12 protein-coding genes are annotated in these 11886 nt (G+C 59.8%); 8 read left to right on the top strand and 4 right to left on the bottom strand.

The features are described from left to right. Nucleotides 1–51: 51 nt before the first annotated feature. The 4 genes from NOW55_RS15760 to NOW55_RS15745 all read left to right on the top strand — a co-directional run bounded on the left by NOW55_RS15760 (nt 52) and on the right by NOW55_RS15745 (nt 3930). The gene (locus tag NOW55_RS15760; protein WP_256401066.1) at nt 52–1446 is read left to right on the top strand and encodes an ATP-binding protein; all 1395 of its coding nucleotides are present in this window, start codon (nt 52–54) and stop codon (nt 1444–1446) included. A gap of 242 nt (nt 1447–1688) precedes the next feature. Then, the gene (locus NOW55_RS15755; protein ID WP_256401065.1) at nt 1689–2231 is read left to right on the top strand and encodes a hypothetical protein; all 543 of its coding nucleotides are present in this window, start codon (nt 1689–1691) and stop codon (nt 2229–2231) included. Between the two features lie 39 nt (nt 2232–2270). Further along, complete coding sequence (locus tag NOW55_RS15750; RefSeq protein WP_256401064.1) at nt 2271–2675, top strand: HNH endonuclease; 405 nt, start codon at nt 2271–2273, stop codon at nt 2673–2675. 58 nt (nt 2676–2733) lie between these two features. Beyond that, nucleotides 2734–3930 carry a hypothetical protein gene (locus tag NOW55_RS15745; protein WP_256401063.1) on the top strand — a complete coding sequence of 399 codons (1197 nt, stop codon included), beginning with the start codon at nt 2734–2736 and terminating at the stop codon, nt 3928–3930. Nucleotides 3931–3967: 37 nt separating this feature from the next. Here NOW55_RS15745 and NOW55_RS15740 read toward each other — a convergent pair whose 3' ends face one another. Next, entirely contained in the window at nt 3968–4453 is a 486-nt protein-coding gene (locus tag NOW55_RS15740) for a zinc ribbon domain-containing protein (RefSeq protein ID WP_256401062.1), read from the bottom strand. 466 nt (nt 4454–4919) lie between these two features. After that, complete coding sequence (locus NOW55_RS15735; protein WP_256401061.1) at nt 4920–5981, bottom strand: hypothetical protein; 1062 nt, start codon at nt 5979–5981, stop codon at nt 4920–4922. Between the two features lie 351 nt (nt 5982–6332). On the opposite strand from NOW55_RS15735, the gene NOW55_RS15730 reads away from it, so the two are divergent. Then, nucleotides 6333–7088: a glucose 1-dehydrogenase gene (locus NOW55_RS15730; RefSeq protein ID WP_256401060.1), complete on the top strand. Its 756-nt coding sequence runs from the start codon at nt 6333–6335 to the stop codon at nt 7086–7088. A gap of 231 nt (nt 7089–7319) precedes the next feature. Here NOW55_RS15730 and NOW55_RS15725 read toward each other — a convergent pair whose 3' ends face one another. Continuing rightward, complete coding sequence (locus tag NOW55_RS15725; protein WP_256401059.1) at nt 7320–7772, bottom strand: FxLYD domain-containing protein; 453 nt, start codon at nt 7770–7772, stop codon at nt 7320–7322. A gap of 161 nt (nt 7773–7933) precedes the next feature. On the opposite strand from NOW55_RS15725, the gene NOW55_RS15720 reads away from it, so the two are divergent. The 3 genes from NOW55_RS15720 to NOW55_RS15710 all read left to right on the top strand — a co-directional run bounded on the left by NOW55_RS15720 (nt 7934) and on the right by NOW55_RS15710 (nt 11153). Continuing rightward, nucleotides 7934–8596, top strand: coding sequence for a zinc ribbon domain-containing protein (locus NOW55_RS15720; protein ID WP_256401058.1), 663 nt, complete (start codon nt 7934–7936; stop codon nt 8594–8596). A gap of 312 nt (nt 8597–8908) precedes the next feature. Further along, nucleotides 8909–9898 carry an HNH endonuclease gene (locus NOW55_RS15715; RefSeq protein WP_256401057.1) on the top strand — a complete coding sequence of 330 codons (990 nt, stop codon included), beginning with the start codon at nt 8909–8911 and terminating at the stop codon, nt 9896–9898. A 121-nt stretch (nt 9899–10019) separates the two neighbouring features. Beyond that, nucleotides 10020–11153, top strand: a complete 1134-nt coding sequence (locus tag NOW55_RS15710) for a hypothetical protein (protein WP_256401056.1) — start codon at nt 10020–10022, stop codon at nt 11151–11153. Nucleotides 11154–11190: 37 nt separating this feature from the next. On the opposite strand, the gene NOW55_RS15705 is transcribed toward NOW55_RS15710, so the two are convergent. After that, on the bottom strand, nt 11191–11487 hold the full coding sequence (locus NOW55_RS15705; RefSeq protein ID WP_256401055.1) for a hypothetical protein: 297 nt from the start codon (nt 11485–11487) through the stop codon (nt 11191–11193). Nucleotides 11488–11886: the final 399 nt, after the last annotated feature.

Here is an 11886-nt window from a genome sequence, read left to right as displayed (position 1 = left end):
ACGATTCGGCGAAAGATAGAAGTCATTATCACGGTAATCATTATGTAGATAATGACCTTCGTCGACCGGGCCGATGAGCTCGCTGCGCTCGAGCGGAGCTTCGAGTCACCGGGCCACGGATTCGCCGTCGTCTACGGTCGACGGCGCGTCGGGAAGACGGCGCTGCTCAAGGAGTTCTGTACGGACCACCCACACATCTACTTCCTCGCGGCACAGGAGGCAGAACAGCGCCAGCGCGAGAAGTTCGTCGAACAGGTCGCCAATCACTTCGACGACCGTGTCCCACGCATCGACGGGTGGGACGAGGCGTTCGAGTATCTCGGGGAGCGGCTCGCGACCGAACCAACGGTCGTCGTCATCGACGAGTTCCCGTACCTCGTCGAGGAGAACGACTCGCTTCCCTCGTACGTACAGGCGTTCGTGGACGAACAGATACAGGGGACAGAGTCGATGCTCGTCCTCTGTGGGTCGAGCATCAGCACCATGGAGTCCGAGGTTCTCGGCCACGAGAGCCCGTTGTACGGCCGTCGAACGGGACAGATCGACCTCCAGCCGTTCTCGTTCCAGCAGGCACGGGAGATAATAGGGTACGATATCGCGGACGCGATTCGGTCGTACGCGATCACCGGGGGGACCCCGATGTATCTCACGCTGTTCGACTACGGGCAGCCACTCGGTGAGAACGTCCGAACACAGGTCCTCTCGCCGATGGCCGTCCTGTACAACGAGCCGGAGTTCCTGCTCCGGACCGAGCTGCGATCCCCCGCCCGGTATCTGAGTATCCTCGAGGCGATCGCCACCGGTCGGACGACCCCGAACGAGATCTCGGGTGCGACCGGCATCGACCCTGGGCCGCTCTCGAAGTACCTGCAGACGCTTCGCCGACTCCGGTTCATCGAGCGCGAGGTGCCAGTCACGGCGACCGGGAAGACGTCGAAACGCTCCCGGTATCACGTCGCGGACGAGTTCCTCCGGTTCTGGTTCCGGTTCGTCGAACCGAACCGCTCCAGCATCGAAGAGGCACCCGAGCTGGTGTTCGAGGGGACCATCGAACCGAACCTGCCCGACCACGTCGCGACGACGTTCGAATCCGTCTGTCACGAGGCAGTCTGGGAGGCGATCCGACGTGGGAGACTCGACTCCTACGCCAGCGTCGGCCGATGGTGGTACGGCGAGGACGAGATCGATATCGTCGGCCTCGCCCCCGACGCAGACCGGGTGCTCCTCGCGGAATGCAAGTGGACCACAGAGCCAGTCGGCCACGGGCTCGTCGAGTCGCTCTCGGACAAGGCAGCACGCGTCCGATGGGGGCCAGACGACCGCGACGAACAGTTCGCACTCTTCTCGAAGAGCGGCTTCGTCGACGGCCTCGAGGAGGAACTGGGTGACGACTGGTCGCTGTTCGATCTCGCAGCTATCGACGACCTGCTCTCGGGACCGTCATAGGCTCACCGTCACGGCACGTTCATCGACGCACGACCCGGACTCTCTCTTGTCGGTGGATTCAGGCATTCGAACGTGCCGGGAGGAGTTCCGCCGCATCCGCTGGGAAGAGCGTGCGAATCGGGACGAGGGTTCCGTCTTCGAGTACCAGTTAGCAGAGCGGGACGAGCAGCGTCGCTGACCCGGTGTCTTCGGACGATCGATTCGGGCAGAAGGATCATACGACATCCGCGTGACCACACCGTATGCAGGACACGCGCGTCCGCAGCATCGTCCCCATGTTCGGGGGGGCGACCCGGTACGTCGAGACGCTCGATTCCATCTTGGAATTCGTCGACGCCCATAACCCGTCGACCGACGAACTCGTCGGCTGGCACCGCGGCCAGTTCGACAGCGTGTCGAGCGAAGGCCCCATCATGCGCCGTGTGCGGTACCTCCGGAAGGTCGGCTTCCTCGCGGAGACCGCCGACGGCTGGACGCTCGGGCCGAACGGCGAGGAGTACACCGCAGAGCACGACACGGCGACGCTGCTGCGCATCATGTGCGGCCGCAACGTCGGCCTCCGCAGCCTGCTCTACGCGCTTGCCGTCGCACCGATGACCATCGAGGAGATCGGCGCACAGCAGCTCGACACCCACCCCGAACTCGGCTGGGACCCCGCGGAGACCGATATGCCGAAACAGCGCGCGAACTGGCTCCGCAGCATGGGTTTGGTGGTCATGCACGGCGACGAGTACGCCCTGACCGACGAGGGACGGGAGTTCGTCGAGGGTGCCGTCGAGGACTAGGCCGAGAGCGACTGGACTGTCGAGGGTGAGAGCGATGCGATGACCGCTGGAACGTACGAGACCACCGTCCAGGCCCGGTCGGTCGACCCCGAGTTCCGCGCGACGGCGCTCTCGCGGTACGAGCGGACCTGCCCCGTCTCTGGTGTGGACCACGCCCAACTGCTCGACGTTGCGCACGTACTCCCCTGTAGCGACTACCCCGAGTACCGTGCCGATCTGTCTAACGTCCTCGTGCTCGACAAGACCCACCACGCCGCCTTCGACCGGAACCTGTTCACGCTCGACGAGGAGTACCGGCTCGTCGTCCAGCCCGGCTTCGAGACCGAGAGTGAACTGCTTGAGCGGACGGTCTTGAACCGAGACGGAGAGCGCGTCGGGATGCCCGACGGCTCTCTGGATGCAGAGTATCTACGGCAGCACAACAAGAGGCTGGCGTGGGTGTGAACGGGGTGAACCAGCCTTTTTGATTTAGGGCGTCGTATCTCTCAGCCTCTAGTATCCAATGACCGAGCCCGCTACCTGTCCCGCCGACGGCTGTTCCTACCGCGGTCACGTCGACGCTGTCGTGGATCACGTCGAGACGAGCGAGGACGAAGTCCACGACTGGGAGCTACTGGCGTACGATGATGCGGAAGAGTTCCGTGTCGCACATCACCTCGAACGGGGCGAGCGGCTGGAATCTGACGGGATCGGACGGGCTGACAGCGGGCAGTACGAAGATGCGATCGACCAGCTGGAAGCCGCACTGGAACAGTTCCAGCAGGCGAGAGCGATTCCGCAATCCGACTCGCAACCACTACAGGAACGTTGCCGTAGCGTGCTCGAGACGATTGAACGGGTAGAGGACGAGTGGGAGTCGCAAGAATTCGACGATCGCTTGAACACCGTCGAACGCCATCTCGATGCGGGTGACGACGCCAGACTGAGCGGCGCCTTCGACTCGGCTGCGGAGGAGTACGAGCGGGCACTTGCGATGCTGGAGCAGGCAGAACAGCGTGCACCTGCCGGGCCAGCGGAGAGCAACCGTCGCGTAGTCCAGCTCCGTAATCAGGTCGACGGTCGCCTGGCGAGTCTCGACCCATCGAGTGATCACCGTGAGGTAGTGGCGACGTACGACGACGCGCTACAGCATCGGGAAGCTGGTGACAAGGCGTTCAGGAATTCCGACATCGAGAGGGCCCTTGAGGAGTACCGTGCGGCACGTACGTGTCTGGATCGCGTCATGGAGAAGCTCGACGAGTTCACGTTCGACGTCGCGTCACAGCGATCGTCCGCCTGTGATATCTGCCGCCAAGAATTCGACACCGGTCTGGAAGCTGTCGTACTCGACGATGGAACTGAACGGACCGTGTGTCCTGCCTGTACCATGTTCGCTAAAGGCGACCTCCTCCGGCCTCCCGCGACGGTCGAGACCGAAGAGGGGTACCTCACGGAGAACATCGAGAGTCTTGAGACCGGTGACTACGGGCTCACGTGGTCGTCGAAACCCGACTCTAAGACGGGAGCCGATGCAGAGTCTGGGGCAACCCGCGTCGACGAACAGCAGATGCTTATTCAGTTGATCGGCGTTTACCAGCAAGCCGACGGGCTCCCCTCCCCGGCTGAGCTCGACGAGAAGACCGACTTCGGCTTTCTTGCCTACAGCGAGCAGTTCGGTGACATCGAAGATGCACTTCGCGAAGCCGGGTTCGACGTCTGAGTCCCGTCGTCTGAAAGTGACTGCCCTGAGCCCCTTACTACGAACCGCCTCGCTCAGCGACCGAGAGGTAGAGTGCGTAGTTCTCGGTTTCCTCCCCTGTCTCCTTGTCCTCGGTCTGTTTCAGATTGATTTCGACGCGCCGACTATAGTCTTCCATCTCGACAATCCAGCTGAACAGCCCAGCGACGGTCTCAATGAACGAGGGGTCGCCGGTGACTCGGATCGTCGAGATGTCCGTGGGAAACGTGCTCCCCGAGAAGTCACTCGGCTTCTCGATCGTCGATCGCTTGAGTTCGGCTGACGTTGGCCGGTCGAGCTCCTCCAGCCACTCCATCGCGTCCGCCTTCTTCACGCTCCCCGAGGATGTCGTGGGGAGTGTCTCCAACTTCGTGTGTGTCCTGGCAGTGGTGTTGGTCCCACCATCGGTCACTCCGGACTGGTCAACTGGGGAACCGCACTCTGCACACTTGTCCGAGTCGCGGTCCGGATTGAGCATCGATCCACACTCGCTACAGAACGTCATTTCCAGTAGTCGAAGGTGTCGATTGACAAATAGCTAATTGCTGTAATCATCGTGGAATAGATTGAGTTGTGTTCCCCAAGGCACGTCGTTGTTTTCGGGCCTCCACTGAAGGGGATTCACGAATCCCAGTTGATACCCTACAACAACAGAATAGTTGGAAGATGCAGGTGAACGGACCCTCCACGTCGGCCGAGATTGTCCGATTCGCATCAGTACGGGGCATCTCTGTATTCCTCCGGGAGCGTCGCCGACTCGACGACACACCTCATCCGCCACGGGGGACACAAATCCGGTCCGTTGTCGAGGCCAGCGAGCCAGCCACGATGGAAGTGCACGAGACAGAGCGTCGAGCGGAGGGTTCGCCCAGTCGGGGGTGGAAGACCCGCTCCGTTCCGGGTGTGCTCCCTGACTGTCTGGACCCAGGTTCTTCTGCAGAAAAACGGGTGAGAACCGTTGTATCACGCGTTCAAACAGAGGATAAGACGAGCTGAACCGCTTTCGGTAATAGTATCCCGATTGATATCTGCACCCACATCGTGAATGTCGTCGGGTACTCCTGTGTGTTGTTGATATACTCCATCCGTTGTCTGAGTTCGTCATATTCGGTTTTGTTTCGAATTTCGAAGCGTTCCATGTCGAATGGGTCTTCGACCAGTTCACGAGCTTCCCTGTCGAGACGGGTCAATTCTCTTCGCTTTGCCCTCTTCATGAACCAGTGGATCTGGGAAAGCCCGTAAACCATCGTCCCAATTGCAAGTATCCAGACCAGCGTAAACAGCACATCCTGGATAAGACCGGGAGCCTCGTACGGTGAACTGGTCAGGTTGTTGATTATCGACGGGCCATACAGCATGCTCGCAAATCCGATCAGACCGAAGACCACGAAATAGTACGCCGATTTCATCAGTTCGCCTGCTGGCCGGAGGCCACCGAGTCCTTCGGGATCGAGAAAGTTGATCTTGAAGTCCGTTCGCCTGATCCTTCTCGGAAAGAACACCAGGATTCCGATATACGTGGCGAGGAACTCAGCGAATAGGATGCCATATCCAAGTGGCAACACGACCGTCACACCGATGAGTTCACTGAGTCCCCCTACCTGCGTTACCGTGCCAACTCCGATATTGTAGATGAACTGGTAGAGAGCGTACGACGCGAGGACGGCATACAATCCGAGTCGAATCTTTCTGGGGCATAGACGCTCGAAGAGCTCCGGATCGGAGGTTCGCGACGCCACATCGATATTTTGTAACACTTCATCATAGCGAGTATGGAGGTAAACCACGACGAATGGCGCGAGAAGCCCAAGAACAGGTTGGATGAGCCACGTTGGGTTAACGAAAAACGTCGCCTGATACCCCTCAAATTCCTTGAGTACCTGAAGGACTACTACATCCACGAAAAACACGACTATCCCCCAGGAGATGAGCGGGTGAGGGAGAATCGAGATCTCGTCCTCCAGTTTTCCGTACCCAAGTCGATACGCGATCTCCTCAAAGAGTGTGAAAGTCGAACTCGTTGACGCCACCATCACTCAGGCAATTTGACATCTATAACTTAAATTTTTTCAGTGGACCAATACTGCTCGATCTCGGTCTGGCAGGTATTCTGCGACCTGGAAGGCTCCGAGAGGCAGTTCGAGACGCCCCTCTGCCGGCACGGGGTGGACACACTTGTTCAGCCGTCACGGTCGGTGAGCCAGCCACGATGGGAGTGCACGGGACAGATCGTCGACCGGGAGGTCCGGTCAGTCGATCGGTGGACGACCCGTTTCGATTCCGGAAGCGGTTCGACGATGCCGGCGTCGATGAGCGACGATAACCTATTATGAGTGGATGACAAATGTTAGCACGTCACGTCGTTAGGCGTGACGATTGATATCATGAACGGAATACAGGACGGAGTCGCGGTCGTCACTGGTGGCGGGTCGGGAATCGGTCGACAGTCGTCACTTCGGTTCGCCGAGGCCGGGGCGAAAGTCGTCGTCGCCGATGTCGACGAGGACGGCGGCCACGAGACGATCGAGATGATCGAGAGTAACGGCGGCGAAGCGACGTTCGTCAGGACAGATGTCACCGACTCCGACGATGTAGACGCGATGGTACAGACGGCGCTCGACGAGTACGGTGGACTGGATTTCGCACACAACAACGCTGGTATCGCGGATGAGGGGACCCGTCTCGCCGAGTATGACGAAGCCGAGTGGGACCGGATGATCGACGTGAACCTGAAGGGGGTCTGGCGGTGTCTGAAAGCAGAGATACCGGAGATGATCGAGCGCGGTGGTGGAGCCGTCGTCAACACCTCGTCGGTCGCTGGCGTGAGCGCGAACGGGAGTGCACACTACGCCGCCAGCAAACACGGTGTTATCGGACTGACTCGACGGGCGACGGTTGACTACGCCGAAGACGGAATCCGCTTCAACGCCGTCTGCCCGGGCGTCATCGACACGCCGATGGTCCAACAGGCGGGTGAGGACAACACCGAGGAGATGGACCGCATCACTGCGGCCATCCCAGCAGGACGCCTCGGTGACCCCGAAGAGATAGCCGACGCCGTCGTCTGGCTCTGTTCCGAGGAGGCGTCGTACGTGATGGGACAACCGATAATCATCGACGGCGGATTGCTGGTGCAGTAGCAGCGACCACCAGCACGATTTTCGGTCGGTGCTCCCTTCCCGTTACGGACTCGTACGGAGTGTGCCCATCAGCTGAAAGCGGTTACGCGACCACCAGTTCAATATCGACACACCCTTTGAATACGCGAACTGACTGGTATTTCGGTGCCGCGGACTGTTGTTGAAGTTCAAGAGTAGACCGTATAAGGGACCCGGAGATTCAAGTACCGGTGAATGGGGTGTTTCGACAGATCAGAGTCCTGTTGAGACATCAAGCTCGTACTCTGCGATACGGTCAGAGTCACTATCAAGGTACATGCAGTCGAATTCCCACTCACGCCCAGCCGCGAGATCGGTCACGTTATCGAGTCCTTCACCGATCTGTGTTCCATCACCGTCTAGAAAGATTGCCTCGGCTTGAACGTAGGTGAGTTCGCTGTCGGTGTTGTTCCGAGCGACTCCCCGAACGCCTGCCCCCACCTCTTCCTCGTAGAACTCGTGTTCAAGGATTTCGACATCGGGCCTGTCGTTGTTACCATCACCACCATTGTCGCCGGTTTCGCCACCGTCACTGTCCCCACTGTCGCCTCCGTTGCCACCTCCATCTCCGCCGGCGGTGTCCTGAGGCTCTTCTTCGGTACATCCGGCAAGTGCAAGGACGCTTGCAGTGGTTCCGACGGCTGTCAAATATGTACGTCGGTACATTTCATTCTGATACTAGGATCGCCTTGAGTTTAGATTTTATTACCAACTTATCCAGATAATATGTGGGCATATTAAAGCGGTTAAAGACTGCAGTAAGTCTGTTACCGGAAAACAGAAAATGGTCGGAAGGAGTTTAATACTATACAATTCGAAATTCCGATATGCCATACTGCACGAGCTGCGGTGCTGAAATTAGCCGAGGCGATGCATTTTGTAGTGAGTGTGGTACCGAAATCGGAGATGAGCATGGCGCCGGCCAAGCGCCAGACCAGACTGACGATGAGTCAGCTGTTGACCTCAGAAGCGAGGAACAACTCCATGAGCCACCCGTGTTCGGAACAAATGATGAAGAATCGACAGGGGTGACAAACTGGAACTTCAATGAGAATTCCAACGAAGTACAACGGGAGACAGGGACGGATGGAATCGACTTTGTGCATCTGTTCGTCGCTGCGCTGGCCGCCATGGTTCCTGCCTTCGTCGGGTACGCGATGGCGACAATCGCTACTAACACCCAACTCGTCTGGGTTTTCTTCCTCGCTATACCGGTCTTCACGTATCTACTCTCTCAGCGGCCGACAACGAAGGCAATCGTCGGTGGTGCAGCGTTCTGGCTCGCCATCGAAGCCTTCCTGTCACCGCTCGTGTTTGGAATATACACTGTTGTGTTCGCGAGCACCGAGACGACGACCGGAGCCGAGCAGGCTGGGGCTGCTATCGGGGGCGTGTTCCTCATCGGTCTCGCGTTCGTCATCGGTCTTCCGCTCGGTATCGTTCTATATCTCCTGTCGAGACGCCTCGATCCTGGCGATTCCGAGCGTTGATCTATCGCGGGAATCCAGAACCCGACACCGTCGCGTACGCGAGCTCTACAAGGCGGTCGTCGAGCGACCCCGCGTCGCGAAGGCCCGAGACGTACTCCATGCGAGCCGCGAGCACGTCGGGGTTGTTCGCGACCGCCTACCCTAACAGCGACGGCTCGACGTACGCCCCCACATCGACTGCGAGTAGCTCGCCTGCCCGTTCGTCGTCCGTCGACACGTAGTCCGGGAGCATGCTCCTTTGCCCCCGGCCAGCGTGATAACGATTCCCTGGCCGGGCAGAATGCTCATACGACACCCGCGTGACCACCCCGTATGCAGGGAGCACGCCTCCGCAGCATCGTCCCCATGTTCGGCGGGGCGACCCGGTACGTCGAGACGCTCGACGCCATCCTGGCGTTCGTCGACGCCCATAATCCATCGACGGACGAACTCGTCGGCTGGCACCGCGGCCAGTTCGCGAACGTGTCGAGCGCCGACTCCATCATGCGCCGTGTCCGCTACCTCCGGAAGGTCGGCTTCCTCGCCGAGACGGACGACGGCTGGACCCTCGGGCCGAACGGTGAGCAGTACACCGACGGCCACGACACGGCGACGCTGCTTCGCATCATGTGCGACCGCAACGTCGGCCTCCGCAGCCTGCTCTACGCCCTCGCCGTCGGCCCAATGACCGTCGAAGAAATCGGTAGCCAGCAGCTCGACACCCACCCCGAACTCGGCTGGGACCCCGAGGAGACGGACATGCCGAAACAGCGCGCGAACTGGCTCCGCAGCATGGGTTTGGTGGAGAAACGTAGCGACGAGTACGCCCTGACAGACGAGGGACGCGCGTTCGTCGAGGGTGCCGTCGAGAACTGGGCAGGCAGCGACTGGGCGGTCGAGGGTAGTGAACGGGAGGAGATGACCGCTGGCACGTACGAAACCGTCGTCCAGACCCGCGCGGTCGACCCCGAGTTCCGCGCGACCGCGCTGTCGCGGTACGAACGGACGTGTCCCGTCTCCGGTGTGGACCACGCCGGCCTGCTCGACGTGGCGCACGTGCTCCCGTGGAGTGACTACCCCGAGTATCGGGCGGACCTCTCGAACGTGCTCGTTCTGGACAGGACCCACCACGCCGCCTTCGACCGGAACCTGTTCACGCTGGACGAGGAGTACCGACTCGTCGTGCAGCCCGGCTTCGAGACCGACAGTGAGGTGCTGGAGCGCACGATTCTGAATCGCGACGGCGAGCGTGTTGGGGTGCCCGACGGAGCTGTGGATTCGAAGTATCTCCGGCAGCACAACGAGGGGCTGGCGTGGGTGTGAACGGGGTAAAGCAGCCTTTTTGATTTAGGGGGTTGTATCTGTCACCCTCTGGTGTCCAATGACCGAGCCCGCTACCTGTCCTGTCGACGGCTGTTCCTACCGTGGTCCCGTCGACGCCATCGTGGACCACGTCGAGACGAACGAGGACGAAGTCCACGACTGGGAAGTACTGGCGTACGATGACGCGGACGAGTTCAGAGTCGCGCATCACGTCGACCAGGGAGAGCGGCTGGAATCAGATGGGGTTGAACGGGCTGACAGCGGCCAGTACGAACGTGCGATCGACCAGCTGGAAGCCGCACTGGAACAGTTCCAGAAGGCGAGAGCGATTCCGCAATCGGACTCTCAATCACTGCAGGAGCGTTGCCGTAGCGTGCTCGAGACGATCGAACGGGTAGAGGACGAGTGGGGGTCGCAAGAACTCGATGACCTGCTGAACAGCGTCGAACGCCATCTCGATGCTGGCGACGATGCCAGACTGACCGGCGCGTTCGACTCGGCTGCAGAGGAGTACGAGCAGGCACTTGCGGTGGTGGATCAGGTCGAACAGCGAGCATCCGACGAGCGAGAGGAGGTCCACCGTCGCGTCGTCAAGCTCCGTGACCGGGTCGATGGTCGACTCACGAGCCTCGACCCATCGAGTGACCACCGTGAGGTAGTGGAGACGTACAACGACGCGCTGGAGCATCGGGAAGCCGGTGACGAGGCGTTCAGGAGCTCGGACATCGGGAGGGCCCTTGAGGAGTACCGTGCGGCACGTACGGGTCTGGACCGCGTCATGGAGAAGCTCGACGAGTTCACCTTCGACGCTGTCTCGCCGAACCCATCCGTCTGTGATATCTGCCGCGAAGAGTCCCGCTCGTCACTGGAGACTGTCGTACTCGACCATGGAACTGAACGGACTGTCTGCCCTGCCTGTACCATGTTCGCCAAAGACGATCTCCTCCCAACTCCTGAGACGGTCGAGACCGAACGTGGGTACCTCACGGAGAACACCGAAAGTCTCGAATCCGGTGACTACGGGCTCACGTGGTCGTCGAACCCGGACACCGATACCGTAGACGATGCGGAGTCGGACGCTTCCCGAGTCGACGAACCGCAGATGCTTATCCAGTTGGTGGGCGTCTACCAGCAGGCCGACGGGCTCCCCTCTCCCGCCGATCTCGACGAGAAGACCGACTTCGGCTATCTCGCCTACAGCGAGCAGTTCGGTGGCATCGAAGATGCACTTCGCGAAGCCGGGTTCGACGTTTGAGTCCCGTTGTCTGTAAGTGACTGCCCTGAGTCTCTTACTACGAACCGCCTCGCTCAGCAACTGAAAGGTAGAGCGCGTAGTTCTCTGTTTGGTCTCCGGTCTCCCGGTCCTCGGTTCGTTGCAGATTGATTTCGACGCGTCGGCTGTAGTCCTCCATCTCGACGATCCAGATGAACAGTCCAGCGACGGATTCGATGAACGAGGGGTCTCCCGTGATTCTGATTGTCGAGATATCAGTGGGGTATGTGCTACCCGAGAAGTCACTCGGCTTCTCGATCATCGATTGCTTGAGTTCGGCGGACGTTGGCCGGTTGAGCTCCTCCAGCCACTCCATCGCATTGGCCTTCTTCACGCTCCCCGAAGATGTCGTAGGGAGCGTCTCTAACTCCGTGTGCGTCGTGGCACTCTCGTTGGGCGCACCATCGGTCACTCCCGACTGGTCAGCGGGGGAACCGCATTCCGTACACTTGTCCGAGTCGCGATCAGGGTTGAGCATCGACCCACATTCACTACAGAACGTCATTTCCAGTTGCCGAAGGTATCGATGGACAAATATCTAATTGCTGTAACCATCGTGGAATAGATTGGGCTGTGTTCTCCAAGGTACATCGTTGTTTTCGGGACTCCCCTGAGAGGGTTCGATTCACTGATTCCAGTTGATACCCTACAACAACAGAATATACAGATACTCAGGCCAACCCGAGATCCCCTTCGGGAATCCTCTGAATCCCGG

Source organism: Haloarchaeobius litoreus (assembly GCF_024495425.1).
GTDB classification, from domain to species: Archaea; Halobacteriota; Halobacteria; order Halobacteriales; family Natrialbaceae; genus Haloarchaeobius; species Haloarchaeobius litoreus.
The sequence above is the reverse complement of the archived record's forward strand: the minus strand, read 5'-3'. Positions and strand labels throughout refer to the sequence as shown.